Origin of the sequence: Billgrantia ethanolica (genome assembly GCF_021404305.1) — a bacterium.
GTDB lineage: Bacteria > Pseudomonadota > Gammaproteobacteria > Pseudomonadales > Halomonadaceae > Halomonas > Halomonas ethanolica.
The window spans coordinates 175,117-195,551 of the sequence record NZ_JABFTX010000003.1 but is presented as its reverse complement, the minus strand read 5'-3'; the positions used below and the strand labels follow the sequence as shown (position 1 = coordinate 195,551).

Sequence of the window (20,435 nt, the reverse complement as noted above, 5' to 3'; positions counted from 1 at the left end):
GCTATTCTATGACACGGTCGATCACGACCTCCACGGGTTCTCCTTCAACGTCACCCACTCTGACCCCTTCCAGGTCGCCGTACATGTCGCCGGTCTCCGGTTGGGCTCCACCGCTCTTGCTGACGCGCACCAGCAGACGCACTTCGTTGACCTGAGACAGCGTGGCCTCGGGCGACATGGCATGGCGGTCGTCGATGATCAGCGTGGCCGGCAGCTCGCCAAGGGTGACCCGGGCCACGGCCAGCGGCGGCAGCTCGCCCTCCATGTCGCGGGCGATGATGAACACCCGGGTATCGTCGTCGAGCAGCCCCTGCAGTCGCTCCTCGAGGCTGACGCTGACGTGGATGCCAGGACCCTGCGCCACGGCCTCCTGTTCATCCGGCGCCACCCCCATGCGCTGCTGGGCGATCTGGATGCCCTCGCGCAGGGCCTGGGCAGAGCTGGAGTCGGACATGCCGGCGATGGCCCGGCGCCAATGGTCCACGGCCTGCTCGTAGTCGCCGCGGTCGAAGGCGTGCACGCCCAGCATGCCGAAGATGGTCGGTTCGCTGGGGTTGAGCTGCTGGGTCTCTTCGATCAGTTCCTGCACCTCATCGGTGAGGGTGCGATCGGCCATGAAGAACTTGAGCTGCGCCTTCTGCGCCAGCAGCGAGGCGGCACGCCCCTCGATGGCGATGAGGTTTTCCAGCGCGTACAGAGCCGCCTCGCCTTGTCCCGAGTCGCGATAGATCGGGTAGAGCGTGGCCCAAACGTTGGGATTGCCCGGCTGGCTCTCGGCCTGCTTCTCGAGCCGCGCCAGCAGCGTGGGCAGCGAGTCGCTCTCCTGGAAGGCGTTGAACAGGGCAAGATCGCCCTCGGCGCCGTGCTGCTGGTACCACAGCACGCTGCCCACTGCCACGGCCATCGCCACCAGCGGCACCACGAGACGACCTGCGGCCGGCGCATGCAGCGGCCGGCGCACCAGCCCTTCGGTGTCCTCGAGCAGGCTGCGGTCGAGGTCGAGACGGTCCTCTTCGTAACGTGCCTGATCGATGTCGCCACGCTCGAGCGCGGCTTCCAGCGACGCCAGGCGACGCTGATAGATCGCCACGTTCTGCTCGGTGGACTTGTCGCTGGCTTCGAAGTCGCGCTGTGCGTCATGCACCAGGCGCGCCCGACGCAGCGGCGCCACCAGCAGCCACAGCGCGGGCAGCAGCAGGAGGGCAAAGGCTAGCCATAACTCGATCATTCGGTCCTCCCGCGGTTGATCAGAGACTCGAGGCGGGCGCGCTCTTCGGCGCTCAGCTCACGGGCAGAGGCGTTGCGCCGGGCGCGTACCACCAGCGCCACGAGTACACCGCCGGCCAGCACCAGCCCGGCAGGCAGGCCCCAGAGCAGGAAGGTGCGCCCTTCCAGACGGGGGTTGTAGAGCACGTAGTTGCCGAAGCGCTCGACCATGTGATCGCGGATCTCCATGTCGGCGCGGCCATCCATGAGCATCATGTAGACGCGGTCGCGCATGTCGCGGGAGACCGGGGCATCGGAGTCGTTGATGGCCTGGTTCTCGCAGGTGGGACAGCGCAGCGATGCGGTCAGGCTGCGGTAGCGCTGCTCCATCACCGGATCATCGAATTCACGCACCTCGATGGCGCCGGCCTGAAGGGTGCTCGCCATCAGCAGCGTCAGCATGCCGATGAGAGCCAGTCGAATCACTGCCATTTCTGCACCTCCGGCAGGATGTGTTCACGAACGTCACGGGCCGAGATGTAGCCGGTGTGGTGATAGCGGATGATGCCGTCACGGTCGACCAGGAAGGTCTCGGGGGCACCGTAGACGCCCAGCTCGAAGCCCAGCTCGCCGTCCGGATCGAAGATGTTGACCTCGAAGGGGTTGCCGAAGTCCTGCAGGAAGCCAAGCCCCTTCTCGCGGGTATCCTTGTAGCTGATGCCCACCATGCGGATGCCGCGGTCGGCCAGATCGAGCAGCTGCGGCATCTCGCGCTTGCACTCCGGGCACCACTCGCCCCATACGTTGACCAGGGTGACCTCGCCGTTGGCCAGCAGCGAGCGGTCGACGCGGCGCTCCGGGTCTTCCAGAGTGACCATGTCGAACTCCGGGAAGTCCCGCGCCATCAGCGCCGAATCGCGATGGAAGGGGTTCAGCGACAGGCCCTGATAGAGGAACACCGAGAGCCCCAGGAAGCCGATCAGCGGCAGCAACAGAAGCAGACGCCGGGTCATGCAGTCGCCTCCTGACGGTCGCCTTCCGGCTTGGTGCCTGAGGTGGCGGCGGCATCTTCCGGGTCCGGCGCGGTGGCCAGGCGGCGGTAGCGCTTGTCGGCCACGGCCAGCACGCCGCCGGCGGCCATCAGCAGACCACCCAGCCACAGCCAGCGCACGAACGGCTTGTACTGCACGCGCATGGCCCAGCTGTTGTCGCCGAGATCCTCACCCATGGCCACGTAGAGGTCACGGAAGAAGCCCGGCCGCAGCGCCACCTGGGTCATGGGCATGCCACGGGCAATGTAGAGTCGCTTCTCCGGGTTCATGGTGAAGCTGCGCCGGCTACCGTCGCGCTGCACCTCGATCACCGCCCGGTCGGCCAGGAAGTTGGGCCCGCGGCGGCTGGTGAGTTCGGTCATGGTGAAGGTGTAGCCGGCCACGCTGACGCTGTCGCCCACGCTCATGCGCACGTTGCGTTCGATGTTGTAGTTCGACACCACGGCCACGCCGACGATGGTCACCGCCACGCCGAGATGGCCGAGCTGCATGCCCCAGTAGGCCAGCGACAGCTTCTTGAGCCCCGCGCCCACTGAGCTTGCGTGGCGGGTCTTGTCGTAGAGGTCGCGCAGCATCGGCAGCACGATCCACAGCGCAGCGATGATACCGATCGCCACCGGAGCGCTCCAGCGCTCGGCGAAGATCAGCGGCAGCGTCATGCCCAGCACCACGGCCACGGCGGCAGCGAGCCACAGCCGCTGGATCAGCAGCTTGCTGCTGGTGTCCTTCCAGCGCGAGATCGGCCCCATGCCCATGAACACGCACATGAGCAGCGTCAGCGGTACGAACAGGGCGTTGAAGTAGGGCGGGCCCACGCTGATCTTGCCCAGATTGAGGGCATCGAGCAGCAGCGGATAGACGGTGCCCAGCAGCACGGTGACGGTCAGGATCACCAGCATGATGTTGTTGATCAGCAGCATGGCGTCGCGAGACAGCCAGCCGAAACCCACCTTGTGGCTGACCCGCGGCGCACGCAGGGCGAAGATCAGCAGCGACAGGCCCACCGTGATGCCCAGCAGCATCAGGATGAAGAAGCCACGCGAAGGATCGTTGGCGAAGGCGTGCACCGAGGTCAATACGCCGGAACGTACCAGGAAGGTGCCCAGCAGCGACAGCGAGAAGGTAGTGATCGCCAGCAGCAGGGTCCAGCTCTTGAACGAGCCGCGCTTCTCGGTCACCGCCAGCGAGTGCATCAGTGCGGTGCCGGTCAGCCAGGGCAGCAGCGAGGCGTTCTCGACCGGATCCCAGAACCACCAGCCGCCCCAGCCCAGCTCGTAGTAGGCCCACCAGCTGCCCAGCGCGATGCCAACGGTGAGGAAGGCCCAGGCCAGGTTGGTCCAGGGCCGTGCCCAGCGCGCCCAGGCGGCATCCAGGCGACCGCCGATCAGCGCGGCGATGGCGAAGGCGAAGACCACCGAGAAGCCGACGTAGCCCATGTAGAGCATCGGCGGATGCAGGATCAGGCCGATGTCCTGCAGCAGCGGGTTGAGGTCGGCGCCGTCCTGGGGCATCTGCGGCAGCAGGCGCTCGAAGGGGTTGGAGGTGACCAGGATGAACAGCAGGAAGCCGACGCAGACCATGCCCAGCACGCTGATGACCCGTGCCACCATGTCCCGCGGCAGTTCGCGGGAGTAGCGCACGGCGAAGTAGCCCCAGCCGGCCAGCATCAGGCTCCACAGCAGCACCGAGCCTTCATGGTTGCCCCATACGGCGCTGAACTTGTAGTACCAGGGCAGCATGGAGTTGGAATTGTTGGCCACGTTGAGCACGCTGAAGTCGTCCAGCATGTAGCTGGCGGTCAGCGCGGCATAGGCGATGGCGACGAACAGGAACTGCCCGGCCGCCATGGGCCGGGCATAGGCCATCCACAGCGGCCGGCGCAGGGCGGCACCGGCCAGCGGCACTGCCGATTGCACCACCGCGAACAGCAGTGCAATCACCAGGGCGAAGTGGCCGATTTCGGGAATCATCTGAATCTGCATGGAAACTCCGGCTCAGTACTGGCTCGCGCCTTCTTGCGCCTCGCGTTCTTCGACGCGCTCGGCCACCTTGGCGGCCTTCTGCTGGAAGTCGGCGGGGGAATAGCCGGCGGCTTCGAGCGCCTCGGCGACCTCGGGGGGCATGTAGTTCTCGTCGTGACGCGCCAGCACTTGATCGGCCTTGATGTAGCCGTCGTGCTGAAGCTGACCGACCACCACCACGCCCTGCCCTTCGCGGAACAGGTCGGGCAGGATGCCGCTGTAGTGAACGCGCACGTCCTCCACATAGTCGGTGACGGTGAACTCCACGTCCAGGCTATCCGGGTTCCGCGACACGCTGCCCTCTTTCACCATGCCGCCGGCGCGGATCTGGCGTTCGTAGGGAGCGTCGCCGGCGGCGATCTGGATAGGACTGAAGAACAGGTTGATGTTGGCCCGCAGGGCATAGAGCGTCAGCCCCACGGCGATGGCCGCTAGCGACACCAGGCCGAGGAACATGAACAGCTTCTGTTTGCGTTTAGGCGTCATTGGTGCATCCACCCTTGCTAGTTTGAATCGGTTGTGCCGCGGCGGCGGGTGCGCTCTGGCGCGCCTCGCGGCGAACGCGGCGCTGCAGCTGTCGCAGCAGCTGGCGGCGCTCGGCGCGAGCATGAAAGACGATGCCCAGCAGCAGGGCGGCGGTCAGGCCCCAGGCCGACCAGACGTAGGGCGCGTGCCCGCCCATGGCGAGCAGCTCCTGGAAGGTGTCGAATGCCATCAGTTCGCCTCCTCGGCCAGCTCTCGCACCCAGCGCTTGTTGGATTCACGGCGCAGGATCTCGCTGCGCGTGCGCGTCAACACCAGCGCGATGAAGAAACTGTAGAACCCCAGCACCATGATCAGCAGCGGCAGCCACATTTCCATCGGCATGCCGACTCGCCCGGTGACGGTGAAGGTGGCCGGCTGGTGCAGGGTGTACCACCACTCCACCGAGTACTTGATGATCGGAATGTTGATGACGCCGACCATGGCCAGCACCGAAGCGGCGCGGGAGGCGCTGTCGCGGCTGGCGAAGGCGCCACGCAGGGCGATCACGCCGAGGTACAGGAACAGCAGGATCAGCATCGAGGTGAGGCGTGCGTCCCACATCCACCAGGTGCCCCAGGTGGGTACGCCCCACACCGCGCCGGAGAACAGCGCGATGAAGGTCATGGCGGCGCCCAGAGGCGCCATCACGGTGGCGGCCATGTCGGCGATCTTGATCTTCCAGACCATGAACACCAGCCCCGTGACTGCCATGGAGACGAAGATTGACTGAGCGAGGAAGGCCGCCGGCACGTGCACGTAGATGATGCGGAAGCTGTTGCCCTGCTGGTAGTCGGCCGGGGCGAAGGCCAGCCCCCAGATGGTACCAGTGACGATGAGGATCAGCGCCGCCGCCCAGAACCAGGGCTGCAGCTTCGCGCTGATGGCATAGAACCACTTGGGGGAACGCAGCTTGTTAATGAAGGCCCACATGCCTCTCAACCTCTCAACCGTTGATACTGATGCGCAGCGACGCCGCGATTGCCAGCGGCGCAAGACTCAGGGCCAGCGCCAGCAGCGCGCCGAGAATCGCCAGATGCGCCAGTACGCCATCGCCGAGGATGGCCGCCTGGACGGCTCCGGCGCCGAAGATCAGCACCGGGATGTAAAGGGGCAGCACCAGCAGCGACAGCAGTACGCCGCCGCGGGAAAGCCCCACCGTCAGCGCCGCTCCGATGGCACCGATCAGACTGAGACTGGCGCTTCCCAGCGCCAGGGAAATGGCCAATACCGCATAGCTGCCCGCCGGCAGCGACAGCATGATACCAAGCACCGGCGCCATCAGCGCCAGGGGCAGACCGGTCAGCAGCCAGTGCACGGCGACCTTGGCCAGCGCCAGCAGCGCCAGCGGCTGGGGGGTCAGCAGCAGTTGCTCCAGCGAGCCGTCGTCGTAATCGGCGCGGAACAGACTGTCCAGCGACAGCAGGGCCGCCAATAGCGCCGCCACCCACAGCAGGCCGGGCGCAATGGCCGCCAGCAATGCCGGATCGGGGGAAATGCCGATCGGAAACAGGGTGATGACGAGGGCGAAGAACACCAGCGGGTTGAGCACTTCGCTGCGCCGGCGCAGCATCAGCAGCAGGTCACGCTTGAGCGTTGCCCATACTGCGACAGCGAGGCCGCCGCCAGGTTCCTCGCGCAGCGCGGCAGGCGCCCTGCTCAACGAGTTTTCAGATGCCGTCATCGACCCCTCCCCCGCCGAGGCGGATACGGCGCAGCTCGGCGCACGGCGTCAACTCATGATGCGTGGTGACCAGCACGCAGCCACCGCTGCGGGCGTGCTCCACCAGGCGCCGCTCCAGCGCCGCCACGCCATCGCGGTCGATGGCGGTAAAAGGTTCGTCGAGCACCCATAGCGCACGCGGTGTCAGAGTCAGCCTGGCAAGAGCCACGCGTCGCTGCTGTCCGGCAGAGAGCTGTCCGGCCGGCACGTCCTCGAAGCCGACCAGGCCGACCTCTTCCAGCGCCCTGAAGCGTGCCGTCTCGCTCGGCGCCTCGCCGCTGAGGGCTTGGTACCAGGCCAGATTCTCCAGCGGCGTCAGCGCTGCCTTCACCCCCGGGGCATGGCCCAGATAGAGCAGGTTGGCGAGGAAGGACTCGCGGGTCTCGCGCATCGGCCGCTCGCTCCAGAACAGCTCGCCCTCGTAGTCGGCCAACTGGCCCGAGAGAATCTTGAGCAAGGTAGTCTTGCCGCTGCCGTTCGGCCCCTCCACCCGTACGATCTCGCCGGCACGGATATCCAGGTCCAGATCCCGGAACAGCCAACGGTCGTCGCGTTCGCAGGCCAGGCTTTGCGCTTGTAGACGCAGGCTCAACAGCACTCTCCAGGAATGGGTGATTACGCCGGAAATGCTACACGGAAAGGCCTTTTGCCGCTACCGAGCGGGGTGCGTCATGGCGCCACCCTTGCCCCAGATCAAGGCAGCTTCCTGGCGGAGAAACTTGCCAGGAACGTAACGCCTGATATGATTCGATGTACCTGTACATTTCAACAGGGTCGCACAGAGGGGGAAACGCCAATGCCAACGCCTTCCATGCACTACCTGTACCGACGTCCCAATCTGCCCATCGCCACCTCCTGGGCCAGCGTCGACGCCACCGACCTCGTCGAGGTGCCCTTGTTGGGAGATGTCTCGGCGGGACTGCCCATCGAAGCCTGCCCCAGCGGCGGCGCCATTCGCGCCCCTGCCTGCATGGTGCGACGCAACACCTACGCCCTGCGCGTGCGCGGCGACTCGATGGTCGACTGCAACATCTTCGATGGCGACGTGATCATCATCGAACGTCAGGAGAGCGCCGAGAACGGCGAGACCGCCGTGGTCCTGATCAACCAGCAGGAGGTCACGCTGAAGAAGCTGTATATAGAGAAGAACGGCGTGCGCCTGCAGCCGGCCAACGAGAACATGGCACCTATCTACCTCAAGAACAGCGACATTCAGGTACTGGGCATGGTGATGGGCGTGGTACGCCGGCAGGACGGCCCCGAGCTGACCCACTGATGCGCTATCCGGTACCCGATCTCGCTCCCGGCACCTGGCACGAGAGCGTCATCGAAATCGAGCGCAGCCGCTTCATCGCCTGGCTCTGCCACGCGCCCGACGTGGCGGCTTTCGATGCTCTACTGGCGACAGCGAGACGCACCCACCCCAACGCCAGCCACCACTGCAGCGCCTATGTCGCCGGCCCGCCCGGCGAACAGCAGGCCATCGGTTTTTCCGACGACGGCGAACCCGGCGGCACCGCGGGCCGCCCCATGTTCCAGGTGCTGGAAGGCGCCGGGCTGGGCCAGGTAGGCTGTGTGGTGACCCGCTACTTCGGCGGCACCAAGCTCGGTACCGGCGGCCTGGCCCGCGCCTATGCCCAGGCCGTGGCGCGGGGGCTCGAGGGGCTGCCACAGCGGCAAGCGGTGGAACGCACCACGCTGAAGCTTGGCGTCGACTTCGCCGGCGAGGCGGAGGCCCGCGCCTGGCTGGAGAGCCATGACGCACCGGTGGAACAGGCCGAGTACGCCAGTGACGGGGTACGCCTCACCGCAGCCTGGCCCAGCGACGTCGAAGTGGACCTGTCACCGCTGGAAGCCCGGCTGCGCGGTCGCCTGACCCGCCTCGACGCTCCCTGACACCCGCCCGCTGCTATTTCTTGTTGTTTATCTATCTGATTACCCTAGCCTCCTGATTACACCCTACCCGATGCCCCTGCCTGAAGCAGGGCGATGCCGACCCACTGGCGGCCAAGCCTCTGCTACCTTGGTATACCAAGCAACATGGTATACCGTGAACAAATCAAGTCCCTCCCACCCCTCCAGCTCGAACCGGCTTTTCCTAGCCCCCATAAAAATCATTAATTTTCAAACATATAATTTAAATTTCATATGCTTTTCACGGCATGAAGCCTGGCTGAAAGAGAAAAATTGACCCAGGTCATAAAAAGGCTTGACAGGAATATCGGCGGCAATCTAGGCTGCATTCATGGCCTTTGGTATACCAAGAGCCATTCGAGAGAACCGGCCACCGCCGGAACCACGACGGCAAACAACAAGAGCGTGGCCTGGCAGATCAGGCGGCGCACCGGCAACGAAACAGGAGTCCTCCCCATGGCACAGTTGATGAACCGCGACGAATTCCGTACCGCTCTGGAAGACGCCATCAAAGGCAAGAGCGCCAACAAGGCACCGTTCAGCGTGGCCTGGGCCAGCGGCAAGCTGTCTCGCGAGCACCTGGCCAAGTGGGCAGAGAACCATTACCACTATGTCGGGCCGTTCGCTGATTACCTGGCCTACATCTATGCAAACACCCCGGAAAACTTCAAAGAGGCCAAGGACTTCCTGCTGCAGAACATGTACGAGGAAGAGCTCGGCGGCGATCGTCATACCGATCTGTTGATCCGTTTCGCCGAGGCCTGCGGCACCACTCGCGAGCGCGTCGAAGATCCAGACAACATGTCGCCCACCACCCGCGGCCTGCAGAGCTGGTGTTACGCCGTGGCCATGCGTGAGCACCCGGTCGTCGCCGTAGCGGCGCTGGTCGTCGGCCTGGAATCCCAGGTGCCGTCGATCTACCGCAAGCAGACCCCGACCCTGCGCGACAAGTACGGTTTCACCGATGAGGAAGTCGAGTTCTTCGATCTGCATATCGTCTCCGACGAGATCCACGGCGAGCGTGGCTACCAGATCGTGCTGGAGCACGCCGACACCGTCGAGCTGCAACAGCGTTGCCTGAAGATCTGCGAGATCGGCGCGCAGATGCGTCTGCTTTATACCACTGCGCTCTACTACGACTACGTCGCCAGCGACCTGCCCATCACCGAGCTCGACATGGCCGCCTGATAGGCCCCGCCATGCCACCTGCCGGCTTGTGGCCGGCAGGTGTTTGGCCCCCTTTCGAGTGGACGCAGTCAAGCGACGACAGCCAGCGACGACAAAGAGGTAAGCGTCTTGGATAACGCAACCCAGTTTCTCAACTATATCGACGGTCAGTGGATCGCGGGGACTTCGGGGGAGACCTTCGAAAACCGCAACCCGGCCGACCAGGACGACCTGCTCGGGCGGTTCCAGGCCTCGACGGTGGAAGACGCACGTCAGGCCATCGCCGCCGCCGACCGTGCCTTCGCCACCTGGCGCGAGACACCCATCTCTCAGCGCGCCAAGATTCTCAATCTCGCCGCCGACTACCTGATGGAAAACGTCGAGCAGTTCGCCGAGGAGCTCACACGCGAAGAAGGCAAGCTGCTTGCCAATAGCCGCGACGAAGTGACCCGTTCGGCTCAGACCCTGCGCTTCTATGCCGTGGAAGGCCAGACCATCACCGGCGAGACCTTCCCCCAGGACGACGCCAAGATGACGGTCTTCACCCAGCGCGAACCGCTCGGTGTAGCCACCATCATCACGCCATGGAACTTCCCGATCTCGATTCCGGCGCGCAAGATCGCCCCGGCGCTGATCACCGGCAACACCGTGGTGTTCAAACCCTCTTCCGATGCTCCGCTGATCGGCTATCGCCTGGCCGAAGCCCTGCATCACGCCGGTGTGCCGGCAGGCGTGTTCAACTTCATCACCGGCGCCGCTTCGGCCATCGGCGAGGAGATCACCGCCAACCCCATCGTCAAGGCGATCTCCTTCACCGGCTCCACCGCCGCCGGCGAACGCATTCACCGCGCCGCGGCCATGGCCACCCGCACCCAGATGGAACTCGGCGGCAAGAACCCGCTGATCGTGCTGGAAGATGCCGACATCGACACCGCCGTGGATCTGACCGTGAAGGGCGGCTTCTCGCTCACCGGCCAGGCCTGCACCGGCACCAGCCGGGTACTGATCGCCCGTAGCCGCAAGCAGGAGTACCTCACGCGGCTGGTGGAGAAGGTCAAGACCCTGAAGATCGGCAACGGCATGACCGAGGGCACCCAGATCGGCCCGCTGGCGACCCGTCAGCAGCTCGACACCGTGCTCGGCTACGTCGAGGCGGGCAAGAAGGAAGCCACTCACGTGCACGGCGGCGAGCACCTCACCGAAGGCGACTACGCCAAGGGCTTCTACGTGGCGCCGGCGATCTTCAGCGACGTGACCCAGGAAATGCGCATCGCCCGCGAGGAGATCTTCGGCCCGGTGGTCGCAGTGATCGAGGTGGAAGGCTACGAGGACGCCATCGCCAAGGCCAACGACACGCCCTACGGCCTCGCCGCCGCTCTGGTGACGAAGAACTTCGATTACATCCAGCGCTTCCCGCTCGATATCCAAGCCGGCACGGTGAAGATCAACCGCACCACCACCGGCAATCTGGTCAACGCCCCCTTCGGCGGGCTGAAGCAGTCGAGCACCTCGACCTTCCGCGAATCGGGACGCGCCGGGCTGGATTTCTTCACCCAGACCAAGACCGTCTATCTCGGCCGCTGAACGCGACACACACAACGACAACCTGACGATATAGGTGACTCATGAAACAGGTATTCCGACTGGAACTGGAAGAAGCGAAGCTGATGGTGGAAGCCGCCAAAAAGCGCTCCGAGGAGATCGGCGTGCTGGAAACCATCTGCGTGGTGGATGACGGCGGCTATCCGCTGGCCCTGGAGCGCATGAACGGCGCCCGCGTCACCGGCCCGCAGATCGCCTGGAACAAAGCCTTCACCGCCGCCGGCCACAAGCGTTCTACGCATCTGTTCAATACCGCCCCCAACGGCCCCGCCCTGCCCGGCAACGAGGCCTTCGGCATCCAGTGGAGCTTCGAGGGCAAGTTTGCCGTGTTCGTCGGCGGCTTCCCCATCGTGGTCGACGGCGAAGTGATCGGCGGGGTTGGCCTGAGCGGCGGCAACGGCGAGCAGGATACCCAGGCCGGCCTGGCCGCGCTGCAGGCCCTGCAGGACCATCTGCGCGAATCCGGCCACGAGGTCGTGGTCGAGGCCGATATCAAGAAATAAGCGAGCGACACCGGCAGGCGGCTTCCGCGCCTGCCGACGCCCCAGACGACCGGCCGAGCACAGATACCCGCTGACGACGACAAGGCCCCGGCCTTAGGCGGGTACGCTCGAGGAGGCTGCCATGAGCTACCGTATTACCCTCTCCAACACTTCAGCCAACACTTCAGCCGACACGCCAGAAAGCTTCGAGGCCCAGCCGGGAGAGCCGCTGCTCGAGGCCGCTGAGCGAGCCGGTTTCCCCCTGGCTCATGATTGCCGCTTCGGTGGCTGCGGCGCCTGCCGCGTCAAGCTGATCGAGGGCAGCGTCGAGTATGACGAGTTCCCCTTCGGCCTGACCGAAGAGGAAGCCGAGGCGGGCTACGCCCTGGCCTGTCAGGCCTGCGCCCAGAGCGACCTGACCATCAGTGCCAAGCTGCTGCCGGCGGGCCACATACCGGCCGATTTCCACGTCGCCACCATCGAGCGGCTGGAAAAGTTGAGCCATGACGTGACCCACCTGGTGCTGCGTATCCCCAGCGCCAGCGAGGTGGTCTTCCATCCCGGCCAGTATCTCAACGTGATGCTGGACGACGGCAGCCCGCGCAGCTTCTCGATGGCCTCGCCTCACCGCGGCGAGCTGTTCGACTTTCACATCCGGCGCGTGCCCGGCGGCCATTTCACCGGTCGCCTGGAAACGCACTACCAGGCCGGCGACACCCTCGACGTGGAGCTGCCGCTGGGCAATTTCCGGCACGACGCCGAGAGCCCCCGCGACCTGCTGATGGTCGGCGGCGGCACCGGCCTGGCGCCGCTCAAGAGCATCATCGAATCGCTGCTGGACGAGCCGAGCCGGCCGAGCATCACGCTCTACTGGGGCGTGCGTCGCGCCGAGGATCTCTATCTCGACGAGCAGCTCAACGACTGGGCCAGAACGCTGCCCGACTTCCGCTACGTGCCGGTGCTCTCGGACCCCGATCCCGAATGGGGCGGGCGCCGTGGCTTCGTGCACGAGGCCGTGTGCCAGGACTTCGACAACCTGAGCTCCTTCGATGCCTACCTGTGCGGCCCGCCGCCGATGATCGCCGCCGCCAAGACGAGCTTTGCCCAGCGCGGCCTCGACGTCGAGCGGATCTACGCCGACAGCTTCAACTTCACCCATGAGCTCGAAGGCAGCGTCGCCTGACGCTTCACCGGATCTAGCGAGGTAATCGACATGCCGGATATCACTTTCATCACCAACGGCGGCAAGGTCATCAGCGCTCCCGAGGACTCCAACCTGCTACGCATCTCGCTGCGCGAGAAAGGCGGCATTCCGTTCAAGTGCGGCGGCGGCCTGTGCGGCACCTGCAAGTGCCTGGTCGAGGAGGGCCGCGAGAACACCGACGCGGTGAAGAAGAAGGAAGAGAAGCTGCTCTCGGCCGAAGAGCTCGAGCAGGGCTATCGTCTGGCCTGCCAGACCTTCCTCAAGGGCGACGTCAAGGTCTCCTGGGAGGAAACTCCCAAGGACGGCACCGCCGGCGCAAGGCAGGTTCAGCCCAAGGCGGAAGCATGAGCAGCGCCATGACCAGCAGCGAGAATACGACACGGGTCGGCCTCATCGGCTATGGCACCGCCGGCAAGGACGTCGCCGAGGCCATCCTCGGCGGCCAGGCGGGCAACAGCCGCCTGGTCGCCGTGCTGGTGCGCGACGTGGCCAAGTATGCCGACGCCGACCTGGACGGCTGTCACATCACTGACAGCGAGGAGAGCTTCTTCGCCTGCACGCCCGACGTGGTAGTGGAGACTGCAGGCCACGCGGCCGTGGTCCGCTATGCCGAGGCCTCGCTCGCCCACGGCTGCGACTTCATGGTGGTGTCGGTAGGTGCCTTCTGCGACCAAACGCTGTACGACCGGGTCATGGCCAGCGCCGAGCGGCATGGCCAGCGAGTGCTGGTGCCTTCGGCGGCCATTGCCGGCCTCGACCGCATCGCCGCCGCCGCCCAGGGGCCGCTGGAGCGCGTCACTCTGACCACCCGCAAGCCGGTGAAGGCGTGGCGCGGCACCTTCGCCGAAGAGGTGGTGGATCTCGACACGATCACGCAGCCGACGGTGATCTTCGAGGGCAACGCCCGCGAATCGTCCCGTGTGTTCCCGGAGAGCGTCAACGTCTCGGCGGCGCTGAGCCTGGCAGGAGTGGGCTTCGAGGCGACCCAGGTGCGCGTGCTGGTCGACCCCACCATCGACAAGAACGTGCACGAGGTATCGGCCAAGGGGCTGTTCGGCGAGGTGCGCATCGAGGTGCGCAATACTCCTTCACCCAGCAACCCCAAGACCGGCTACATCGTCGCCATGAGCGTCGCCCGGGCGCTGAAGAATCTCTCCTCGCCGCTGGTTATCGGCTAGTGACTGCGACTCATGGGCAAGGAGTTTAAAGATGAGCAAAGCATATTGGGTCTCTTGCTACCGTGAAATAACGGATTCGACGAAATATGCCAACTACATAAAGCTTGCCGTTCCCGCTATTGCTGCGGGCGGCGGCATCTTCCTGGCTCGAGATGTGGCAGCCTTTGCCTATGAAGATGGTCAGCAAGACCGCACCATCATCATCGAGTTTCCCGACTTGGAAAGCGCCCGAGCAACCCACGATGGCGAAGCTTACGGTGCAGCGCTTGATGCACTCGGCGATGGCGCCATCAGAGATATTCGGCTGGTCGTAGGCGTGTAATGGGGAAAACGAAAACCGGGCGCTCGAAGGCGCCCGGTTTGCGGTGCAATTCTGCCCAGCCGCTCAGACCTGGGAGTGGCTCATGTAGGCCTTTCGCGACTTCTCGAGGTGAATGCGGGTGAAGCTCTCGGCCAGATCCTCTTCGCCACTGCGGATCGCGCTCAGCACGTCCTGGTGCTCGCGCAGCGCCTCCTTGGTGCGCCCCGGCAGGGCACTGCTGAGGTTGGAGAAGGCGCGCACGTAATCCTTGAGATCGACCAGCATCTCATGAAGCTTGGGATTGCCGGCGGCACGACCGATCAGGTCGTTGTACTTGACGTTGAGCTCGACTTCGTCGCCACCGCCATTGCCCAGTGCCTCTTCGATCTCGGCCATGAGCTGGTCGATCTCGGCCACGATCTCGTCGCTGACCTTCTGAGCCGCCAGGCGCGCCGCCAGCGACTCCAGCGATGCGAGAATCATGAAGACTTCGAGAATCTCGGACTGGGTGATCTCGTTGACCACCACCCCCTTGCGCGGCACCGTGCGCACGAAGCGCTGGGTCTCGAGGCGAAACAGCGCCTCGCGAATGGGAGTGCGGCTGATGTTGAGCTTTTCCGCCAGCACCCTTTCGACCAGCCGATCCCCTGCCTTGTACTCGCCGCGCAGAATGGCGTCCTTGAGGTGGGCGTACACCTTGTCGCGGATCGGGGAAAGGTCTTCCTGGGTCCAGGTCTCGGCCATCATTGGCTACCTTCGGCTGTCTAGAAGCGGTGAATGATCAGCTTCTATTTTACCACAGCTGGGCTGCTCGACGGTATCTGGTGCACGAAAGGCCAGGAAGGGGGAGCATGGCCGCCCGCACCGGACGGTACGGGCGGCCTGTGATGGCTGGTCTGGTGTCACACTCGCCCTATCGTGTCACTCTTTCCAGCCGCGCATCGATATTGCCGAAGGTCACCAATTGCTTGAGCTCGTCGCGGGCCGCTTCGACCGTGTCGAAGCGCTCGAAGAATTTCAGCGGCACGCTGTTGGTCGCACCGCCTTCGCCGGTTTCGACGATGCTGACACGGCCCTGATCACCGTCGACCTCGGCGATGGTGAAGTCGGCCTTCTTCTTGCCGTAGAAGAAGTACTCGTAGGCTTCGACGGGGGAGATGCCCTGCCCCGGCCTGGCATCGTATTCGCCCAGCTTGCTCGTCAGGATGATGTACATGTCGGTGCCTCTCAATCGTGGTCTTGTGCTTGTCATGGTCTTGTCATGGCCTTGCGTTCGGCATGCTCCAGCGTCTGCCGCAGGCTAGCCTAGTAGCGGACTTCAGGTGGCGAGTTCCCTTTCCGCCCGTGCCGGTTGCACGCCGGCTGGCTCGACCAGCAGCGGGTGCAGCGCCGCCGACAGCTCTGCCAACGCCTCCTCGACGATGGCCTTGCCGATCTCGAGACTGGCCTGGGTGGCATCGCCGATGCAGCCGTTGCGAGTCATCTCCTCGTAGCGGTAGAACCCCTGGATGGGATTGCCCGGACGCATCCGCTCCCAGCGCCCACCGTGCACGATGTCACCCTTCTCCAGGCGCTCGGGGCGCACCAGGTGCGGGGCCAGGTAGTAGGCCTCGGAGACCTCGCGCTCGCAGCTGTGGCCGAACAGTGTCGACCCGATGTGCTCCTTCATGGCCTGCTTGGCGGAAGCCGTGGTCTTGGCGTAGTAGCAATCGACCTCCAGCTCTTGGGCGAAGCTGGCGCAGGCCAGACCCAGGGTGCCCTGGTTGCCACCGTGACTGTTGAGGAACAACACCTTGTCGATGCCGTGGCGCTTGAGCGAGACGACCATGTCGCGCAGTACGGCCAGCAGGGTTTCCGGACGCAGGCTGATGGTGCCGGGGAAGTTCAGGTGGTGCGGGGAGACACCCATGTTCACGGTGGGCGTGACGAGAACCTGCGGATACAGCACCGCGGCAAGCCGCTTGGCCATCTCGGTGGCCAATACCGCATCACAGCTCTCGTTCATGTGCGGCCCGTGCTGCTCATGGGCCCCGACCGGCACGATGGCCATCTTGACGCTCTTCAGCGCCTCCTCGACCTCGGGCCAGGTCATTTCCGTCAGCACGTAGCTTTTCATGTGAGCTGCCATCTGACCTGCCATCTGACTTTCCTGACCTGCTAACCGACTTTCCATCCCGCTCTCCTCGCCGCCTGCGCGACGAAACCTCGACGGCAGGCAGCCTGTTGTCATCAGGGTAAGGGTGTCATCGAGACACCTGGTATACCATATACCAACACTAGCCGAATCCAGCCATTCATGCAAAGCCTTTGAGTACTCTCTTTCGAGCTACCGGCAGCTGCACTTGGCTACCTCGCTGGAAAGGGTGATGTGCTCCTCGATCAGCGCGCGGGCCTGGCGGGCATTGCGCGCCAGCGCCAGGTCGACCAGCTCCTGATGCTGGGAGTCGAGCTGATGGCGCAGCTCCTGGGCGCGCGGCGCCACGCGCCGGTAGCGGTCGAACTGGTCGTGGAGCTGCGAGATGAAACGCAGCAGCCAGGCCGAACCGCACGGCTCCACCAGGGCACTGTGGAAGCGCGAATGCAGGCCCTCCCATTCCACCACCGGGGTGTGCTCACCGGCCCGGGCCAGGCGGTGATTGGCCGCCAGCAGCTGGGATTCCCACTCCTCGTCGCCATGACGTATGGCGAGTTCGAGCGCCATGCCTTCCAGCTGGCGACGCATTTCGGTGATGTCTGCCAGCTCCTCCCGAGTCAGCTCCAGCACGCGAAAGCCGCGCTGGTTCTCCTGACGCAGCAGACCGTAGGCGGCCAGACGATTCAGTGCCTCGCGCAGCGGGCTCAGGCCCACTTCGTAGGTCTCCCGCAGCAGCGTGATCGACAGGCGCTCGCCTGCGCGGTAGCGACCGTTGAGCAGATCCTGACGCAGCGTCTCGTAGATCCTGCTGGCGGCAGTGGCGCTGCCCTGCTTGAGGGTTTCGGTCATGGCGTGGCTCCATTCTTTTTTGGAATTTGGTATACCTGGCTTGACGAATCGCCAGGCTTCAATCTAATCTGAGTCAAATAATCGATTATTTCCAGAAAAAATACAACTTAGAGTTATGCAGCAAGTTGTTTTTCAATGGAAATATGGTCAATCCCTTTTGAGGACTTCCGCTGACATGACGGCATCGCAACAGGGAAAGCTGTTCTTCTCCTTCCTTCGCATCGGCCTGCTGGGCTTCGGTGGCGGCCCTTCGATGATACCTTTGGTACACCAAGAGGTGGTCAAGCGGCACGCCTGGATGAAGGACGAGGAGTTCGCTGACGTGCTGGCCATCGCCAATACGCTGCCGGGCCCCATCGCCACCAAGATGCCGGGCTACATCGGCTTCCGGGTCGGCGGCACGCTCGGCTGCATCAATGCCGTGGTTGCGGTGATTCTGCCGATGATCGTGGCCATGATCCTGCTGCTCGGTCTGTTCAGTCGCCATCGGGACGTGGCCTGGATCCATGGCATGAGCCAGGGAATGGTGCCGGTGGTGATGGTGATGATGGGCCAGCTTGCCTGGGACTTCCTGAACAAGTCGCGCCTGGCGCTGGGCTGGGCCGTCAGCCTGGTCATGGCCGCGGTGGCCGCCGTATTGATCTACTGGCTGGGGGTCCATCCCGGTCTGGTGATCGGCACCCTGCTGGTCGCCGCCATGTTGCCGCCCCTCACGAAGCGCAAGTCGGTCGAGGAGGCAGCGCAATGACCTACGTACAGCTCTTTCTGGCCTTCTTCATTCCCAACATCGTCGGCTATGGCGGCGGCCCCGCCATCATCCCGCTGATCGAAGCGGAAGTGGTGGGTCGCTACGGCTGGATGAACGCCCAGGAGTTCGCCGAAGTGCTGGGACTGGGTAACGCCCTGCCGAGCCCGATCGCCACCAAGATGGCGGGCTACGTGGGCTATGAAGTGGCCGGTGTCGGCGGTGCCGTCGTCGCCGTGCTGGCGACGGTGGTGCCCACCCTGCTGCTGATGCTGGGCGCTTTGGGCCTGCTCTATCGCTATCGCGAATCACCGCGGGTCAAGCGCATGAGCCAGTGGGTGCGCCCCGTCATCGCCATCATGATGGCCGGCATGGTGCTGAGTTTCTTCAGTGAAGGCATGGCCGGCGCCGGGCTCATGCATACCGCGATCATTGCAGCAGTGGCGGCCATCGCGCTGCTCCGTTTCAAGGCTCACCCCGCCTTGGTGGTAGTGGGCGCATTGGCCTACGGAGGCTTGTTGCTGGGCTGACCCCCGGCCACCGAATCTTCACGGATAGCCATACTCGAAAAGAGGAGAGAACGATGCGACGACCACCGAGCTGAGCGCCCCCATGTGCGAAAGACGTCAGCACCGCTTTCGTGACATGCAAGGCAACACGCAACCGTGACTGTGCAAGAGCCGACAAATACAAGTAGACGATGGACCTCTCGACGCTACCGGAGCCGCCATCGCCAAGTCTGACGACACGACAGGTGCAAAAATGGAACAACTCGAGCAAATACAACTCACCGCCTCGCACTGGGTCTTCCTGCTGGTGATCCTGGCGATCTTCGTTTCCATCGGCTTTCGCAAGGGGGTCATCGTACCCTCCATCGCCGGTATCTTCTTGCTTGGCCTACTGGCCGACGCCCCCCATGAGGGCGGGTTGAATCAATTGATCTTCGCCGTACAGGTGGTCTTCCGTGCCCTGCTCAATGCCGGCACCGAGCTCTTCGATATCATGCTGGTCATCGCCCTGATGGTGGCCATGCTCAAGTCGCTACAGAGCCAGGGCGCCGACAGGTTGATGGTGGCGCCGATGAAGAAGCTGATGATCGGCCCCTGGACCGCCTTCTTCGTGGTCGGCATCACCATGTACATTGCCGCTGCCTTCTTCTGGCCGACCCCGGCCGTGGCACTCGTCGGCACGGTGCTGATCCCGGTGGCCATGCAGGTCGGCCTGCCGGCCATCGGCGCGGCCATGGCGGTCAATCTGTTCGGCCACGGCATGGCGCTTTCCGCCGATCCGGTCATCCAGGGGGCGAGCCGCCTGACGGCCGGCGCCGCGGGCATCGACACTACCGTTCTGGTGCCCTATACCCTGCTGTTCTCCCTGGTCGTGGGCGGTGTTGCCATCACCATGGCCTGCCTCGCCCTGCGTCGTGACATGCGCTCGGGCGTGCTCGAGGCCCCCAAGGGCGACGAGGTCTTCTCTCCGCGCTCGGCAGGTGCCGCCGCGGTGGAAGCGAACACCGTGAAGGTAGAAGAGGAGCCCGAGGCCGGCCCCTACGCGCGCATTTTCGCCATCGCCGTGCCAGCCATCCTGCTCGGCATCGCGGGGCTGATGATCTATCGCGCCGTGTTCATGCCCGACCAGGCGATTCGCGGCGGCGGTGCCACGGCGCTGCTGGGCGGCACGGCAACGATCCTGCTGGTGCTTTCATCGTTCGCCTCCCACGGACACCACGCCCTTGATGGCATCAGCACCTATACCCGCGAAGGCTTCTTCTTCGCCATCAAGATCTTCGCCCCCATCATCCCCATCGCCGGCTTCTTCTTCCTCGGCCACCCCGGCCACTCCGCCGAGGTGATCGGTGCCGGCGCGTCAGGCTTCCTGTTCGACATCGGCCACAACATCGGCCACTACATCGACGGCAACGTCTTCCTGCTGACCTTCGGCATGGCCTTCATCGGCCTGCTCTCCGGCATGGACGGATCGGGCTTCTCCGGCCTGCCGCTGGTGGGTTCGCTGTCCGGCGCCCTGGGCACCGCAGCCAATGTCGATATCCACGTGCTGGCGGCACTCGGCCAGGTAGCGGCGATCTTCGCCGGCGGCGGCACCCTGGCGGCCTGGGCCTTCGGCGTGGCAGCCGATGCGGGTATCGCCGGCGTCAGCCCTGCCGCTCTGGTGCGACGCAACTTCGTCCCGGTCATCACAGGCATCATCGTGGCCTCGCTGCTTGCCGTGTTCCTGCTGATATAGCGACCAAGGAGCCTGTCCAGACAGTAGCCATCTCACCCGGCGTCCACGACGCCGGGTGAGTTTTTTCGAGCAGCGAAAAATAGCGCAAGGT

The 20,435-nt window shown here is 64.5% G+C and carries 25 protein-coding genes; 12 read left to right on the top strand and 13 right to left on the bottom strand.

What is annotated here, in order from left to right:
- Window position 1 precedes the first annotated feature (1 nt).
- The 9 genes from ccmI to ccmA are packed head-to-tail and all read right to left on the bottom strand — an operon-like array spanning window position 2 to window position 7,116.
- The gene (gene ccmI, locus HOP53_RS13920; protein ID WP_234270590.1) at window positions 2–1,228 is read right to left on the bottom strand and encodes a c-type cytochrome biogenesis protein CcmI; all 1,227 of its coding nucleotides are present in this window, start codon (window positions 1,226–1,228) and stop codon (window positions 2–4) included.
- On the bottom strand, window positions 1,225–1,698 hold the full coding sequence (locus HOP53_RS13915; RefSeq protein ID WP_234270589.1) for a cytochrome c-type biogenesis protein: 474 nt from the start codon (window positions 1,696–1,698) through the stop codon (window positions 1,225–1,227). The genes ccmI and HOP53_RS13915 overlap by 4 nt, the downstream gene beginning before the upstream one ends.
- Window positions 1,689–2,219 (bottom strand): DsbE family thiol:disulfide interchange protein, encoded by a 531-nt coding sequence (locus tag HOP53_RS13910; protein ID WP_234270588.1) that lies wholly within the window; start codon window positions 2,217–2,219, stop codon window positions 1,689–1,691. Before HOP53_RS13910 ends, HOP53_RS13915 begins: the two co-directional genes overlap by 10 nt.
- On the bottom strand, window positions 2,216–4,240 hold the full coding sequence (locus tag HOP53_RS13905) for a heme lyase CcmF/NrfE family subunit (protein WP_276574624.1): 2,025 nt from the start codon (window positions 4,238–4,240) through the stop codon (window positions 2,216–2,218). Before HOP53_RS13905 ends, HOP53_RS13910 begins: the two co-directional genes overlap by 4 nt.
- A 12-nt stretch (window positions 4,241–4,252) precedes the next feature.
- Window positions 4,253–4,765 (bottom strand): cytochrome c maturation protein CcmE, encoded by a 513-nt coding sequence (gene ccmE / locus HOP53_RS13900; RefSeq protein WP_234270587.1) that lies wholly within the window; start codon window positions 4,763–4,765, stop codon window positions 4,253–4,255.
- Window positions 4,755–4,994, bottom strand: a complete 240-nt coding sequence (ccmD, locus tag HOP53_RS13895) for a heme exporter protein CcmD (RefSeq protein ID WP_234270586.1) — start codon at window positions 4,992–4,994, stop codon at window positions 4,755–4,757. Before ccmD ends, ccmE begins: the two co-directional genes overlap by 11 nt.
- Window positions 4,994–5,734, bottom strand: a complete 741-nt coding sequence (locus HOP53_RS13890) for a heme ABC transporter permease (RefSeq protein WP_234270585.1) — start codon at window positions 5,732–5,734, stop codon at window positions 4,994–4,996. Before HOP53_RS13890 ends, ccmD begins: the two co-directional genes overlap by 1 nt.
- Before the next feature lie 13 nt (window positions 5,735–5,747).
- Complete coding sequence (ccmB, locus tag HOP53_RS13885) at window positions 5,748–6,485, bottom strand: heme exporter protein CcmB (protein ID WP_234270584.1); 738 nt, start codon at window positions 6,483–6,485, stop codon at window positions 5,748–5,750.
- The gene (gene ccmA / locus HOP53_RS13880; RefSeq protein ID WP_234270583.1) at window positions 6,472–7,116 is read right to left on the bottom strand and encodes a cytochrome c biogenesis heme-transporting ATPase CcmA; all 645 of its coding nucleotides are present in this window, start codon (window positions 7,114–7,116) and stop codon (window positions 6,472–6,474) included. Before ccmA ends, ccmB begins: the two co-directional genes overlap by 14 nt.
- A gap of 204 nt (window positions 7,117–7,320) precedes the next feature.
- Here ccmA and HOP53_RS13875 point away from each other — a divergent pair, with 204 nt between their 5' ends.
- The 9 genes from HOP53_RS13875 to HOP53_RS13835 all read left to right on the top strand — a co-directional run bounded on the left by HOP53_RS13875 (window position 7,321) and on the right by HOP53_RS13835 (window position 14,393).
- On the top strand, window positions 7,321–7,800 hold the full coding sequence (locus HOP53_RS13875; RefSeq protein WP_234270582.1) for a LexA family protein: 480 nt from the start codon (window positions 7,321–7,323) through the stop codon (window positions 7,798–7,800).
- Window positions 7,800–8,420 carry an IMPACT family protein gene (locus HOP53_RS13870; RefSeq protein ID WP_234270581.1) on the top strand — a complete coding sequence of 207 codons (621 nt, stop codon included), beginning with the start codon at window positions 7,800–7,802 and terminating at the stop codon, window positions 8,418–8,420. Before HOP53_RS13875 ends, HOP53_RS13870 begins: the two co-directional genes overlap by 1 nt.
- A 474-nt stretch (window positions 8,421–8,894) precedes the next feature.
- On the top strand, window positions 8,895–9,626 hold the full coding sequence (locus HOP53_RS13865; protein ID WP_228573937.1) for an iron-containing redox enzyme family protein: 732 nt from the start codon (window positions 8,895–8,897) through the stop codon (window positions 9,624–9,626).
- 108 nt (window positions 9,627–9,734) lie between these two features.
- Window positions 9,735–11,189 (top strand): aldehyde dehydrogenase family protein, encoded by a 1,455-nt coding sequence (locus tag HOP53_RS13860; protein ID WP_234270580.1) that lies wholly within the window; start codon window positions 9,735–9,737, stop codon window positions 11,187–11,189.
- Between the two features lie 41 nt (window positions 11,190–11,230).
- On the top strand, window positions 11,231–11,710 hold the full coding sequence (locus tag HOP53_RS13855) for a GlcG/HbpS family heme-binding protein (RefSeq protein WP_010630074.1): 480 nt from the start codon (window positions 11,231–11,233) through the stop codon (window positions 11,708–11,710).
- A gap of 121 nt (window positions 11,711–11,831) precedes the next feature.
- Window positions 11,832–12,872, top strand: coding sequence for a 2Fe-2S iron-sulfur cluster-binding protein (locus HOP53_RS13850; RefSeq protein WP_234270579.1), 1,041 nt, complete (start codon window positions 11,832–11,834; stop codon window positions 12,870–12,872).
- 30 nt (window positions 12,873–12,902) lie between these two features.
- Window positions 12,903–13,241 (top strand): 2Fe-2S iron-sulfur cluster-binding protein, encoded by a 339-nt coding sequence (locus HOP53_RS13845; RefSeq protein WP_234270578.1) that lies wholly within the window; start codon window positions 12,903–12,905, stop codon window positions 13,239–13,241.
- Complete coding sequence (gene nadX, locus HOP53_RS13840) at window positions 13,238–14,071, top strand: aspartate dehydrogenase (RefSeq protein ID WP_234270577.1); 834 nt, start codon at window positions 13,238–13,240, stop codon at window positions 14,069–14,071. The genes HOP53_RS13845 and nadX overlap by 4 nt, the downstream gene beginning before the upstream one ends.
- Window positions 14,072–14,102: 31 nt before the next feature.
- The gene (locus HOP53_RS13835; protein ID WP_234270576.1) at window positions 14,103–14,393 is read left to right on the top strand and encodes a DUF1330 domain-containing protein; all 291 of its coding nucleotides are present in this window, start codon (window positions 14,103–14,105) and stop codon (window positions 14,391–14,393) included.
- Window positions 14,394–14,456: 63 nt separating this feature from the next.
- Here the strand turns inward: HOP53_RS13835 and HOP53_RS13830 are convergent, their stop codons facing one another.
- From HOP53_RS13830 to HOP53_RS13815, 4 genes are all read right to left on the bottom strand, one after another.
- Window positions 14,457–15,116 (bottom strand): GntR family transcriptional regulator, encoded by a 660-nt coding sequence (locus tag HOP53_RS13830; RefSeq protein WP_234270575.1) that lies wholly within the window; start codon window positions 15,114–15,116, stop codon window positions 14,457–14,459.
- Window positions 15,117–15,285: 169 nt separating this feature from the next.
- Window positions 15,286–15,624, bottom strand: a complete 339-nt coding sequence (locus HOP53_RS13825; RefSeq protein WP_234270574.1) for a ferredoxin — start codon at window positions 15,622–15,624, stop codon at window positions 15,286–15,288.
- Window positions 15,625–15,690: 66 nt separating this feature from the next.
- Window positions 15,691–16,488, bottom strand: a complete 798-nt coding sequence (locus HOP53_RS13820; protein ID WP_234270573.1) for a creatininase family protein — start codon at window positions 16,486–16,488, stop codon at window positions 15,691–15,693.
- A gap of 210 nt (window positions 16,489–16,698) precedes the next feature.
- The gene (locus tag HOP53_RS13815) at window positions 16,699–17,355 is read right to left on the bottom strand and encodes a GntR family transcriptional regulator (protein WP_234270572.1); all 657 of its coding nucleotides are present in this window, start codon (window positions 17,353–17,355) and stop codon (window positions 16,699–16,701) included.
- Between the two features lie 175 nt (window positions 17,356–17,530).
- Here HOP53_RS13815 and HOP53_RS13810 point away from each other — a divergent pair, with 175 nt between their 5' ends.
- From HOP53_RS13810 to HOP53_RS13800, 3 genes are all read left to right on the top strand, one after another.
- Window positions 17,531–18,103, top strand: a complete 573-nt coding sequence (locus tag HOP53_RS13810) for a chromate transporter (RefSeq protein ID WP_234270571.1) — start codon at window positions 17,531–17,533, stop codon at window positions 18,101–18,103.
- Window positions 18,100–18,630, top strand: coding sequence for a chromate transporter (locus HOP53_RS13805; protein WP_234270570.1), 531 nt, complete (start codon window positions 18,100–18,102; stop codon window positions 18,628–18,630). The genes HOP53_RS13810 and HOP53_RS13805 overlap by 4 nt, the downstream gene beginning before the upstream one ends.
- A gap of 232 nt (window positions 18,631–18,862) precedes the next feature.
- Window positions 18,863–20,344, top strand: a complete 1,482-nt coding sequence (locus HOP53_RS13800) for a hypothetical protein (RefSeq protein WP_234270569.1) — start codon at window positions 18,863–18,865, stop codon at window positions 20,342–20,344.
- Window positions 20,345–20,435 lie beyond the last annotated feature (91 nt).

Coding starts and splice junctions, on each gene's coding strand:
- HOP53_RS13910 (WP_234270588.1), bottom strand. CDS start 2,219: ATGACCCGGCGTCTGCTTCTGTTGCTGCCGCTGATCGGCTTCCTGGGG.
- ccmI (WP_234270590.1), bottom strand. CDS start 1,228: ATGATCGAGTTATGGCTAGCCTTTGCCCTCCTGCTGCTGCCCGCGCTG.
- nadX (WP_234270577.1), top strand. CDS start 13,238: ATGAGCAGCGCCATGACCAGCAGCGAGAATACGACACGGGTCGGCCTC.
- HOP53_RS13805 (WP_234270570.1), top strand. CDS start 18,100: ATGACCTACGTACAGCTCTTTCTGGCCTTCTTCATTCCCAACATCGTC.
- HOP53_RS13830 (WP_234270575.1), bottom strand. CDS start 15,116: ATGGCCGAGACCTGGACCCAGGAAGACCTTTCCCCGATCCGCGACAAG.
- HOP53_RS13845 (WP_234270578.1), top strand. CDS start 12,903: ATGCCGGATATCACTTTCATCACCAACGGCGGCAAGGTCATCAGCGCT.
- HOP53_RS13905 (WP_276574624.1), bottom strand. CDS start 4,240: ATGCAGATTCAGATGATTCCCGAAATCGGCCACTTCGCCCTGGTGATT.
- HOP53_RS13875 (WP_234270582.1), top strand. CDS start 7,321: ATGCCAACGCCTTCCATGCACTACCTGTACCGACGTCCCAATCTGCCC.
- HOP53_RS13850 (WP_234270579.1), top strand. CDS start 11,832: ATGAGCTACCGTATTACCCTCTCCAACACTTCAGCCAACACTTCAGCC.
- ccmD (WP_234270586.1), bottom strand. CDS start 4,994: ATGGCATTCGACACCTTCCAGGAGCTGCTCGCCATGGGCGGGCACGCG.
- ccmB (WP_234270584.1), bottom strand. CDS start 6,485: ATGACGGCATCTGAAAACTCGTTGAGCAGGGCGCCTGCCGCGCTGCGC.
- HOP53_RS13810 (WP_234270571.1), top strand. CDS start 17,531: ATGACGGCATCGCAACAGGGAAAGCTGTTCTTCTCCTTCCTTCGCATC.
- HOP53_RS13820 (WP_234270573.1), bottom strand. CDS start 16,488: ATGAAAAGCTACGTGCTGACGGAAATGACCTGGCCCGAGGTCGAGGAG.
- HOP53_RS13890 (WP_234270585.1), bottom strand. CDS start 5,734: ATGTGGGCCTTCATTAACAAGCTGCGTTCCCCCAAGTGGTTCTATGCC.
- HOP53_RS13835 (WP_234270576.1), top strand. CDS start 14,103: ATGAGCAAAGCATATTGGGTCTCTTGCTACCGTGAAATAACGGATTCG.
- HOP53_RS13915 (WP_234270589.1), bottom strand. CDS start 1,698: ATGGCAGTGATTCGACTGGCTCTCATCGGCATGCTGACGCTGCTGATG.
- ccmE (WP_234270587.1), bottom strand. CDS start 4,765: ATGACGCCTAAACGCAAACAGAAGCTGTTCATGTTCCTCGGCCTGGTG.
- HOP53_RS13815 (WP_234270572.1), bottom strand. CDS start 17,355: ATGACCGAAACCCTCAAGCAGGGCAGCGCCACTGCCGCCAGCAGGATC.
- HOP53_RS13865 (WP_228573937.1), top strand. CDS start 8,895: ATGGCACAGTTGATGAACCGCGACGAATTCCGTACCGCTCTGGAAGAC.
- HOP53_RS13870 (WP_234270581.1), top strand. CDS start 7,800: ATGCGCTATCCGGTACCCGATCTCGCTCCCGGCACCTGGCACGAGAGC.
- HOP53_RS13800 (WP_234270569.1), top strand. CDS start 18,863: ATGGAACAACTCGAGCAAATACAACTCACCGCCTCGCACTGGGTCTTC.
- HOP53_RS13825 (WP_234270574.1), bottom strand. CDS start 15,624: ATGACAAGCACAAGACCACGATTGAGAGGCACCGACATGTACATCATC.
- HOP53_RS13855 (WP_010630074.1), top strand. CDS start 11,231: ATGAAACAGGTATTCCGACTGGAACTGGAAGAAGCGAAGCTGATGGTG.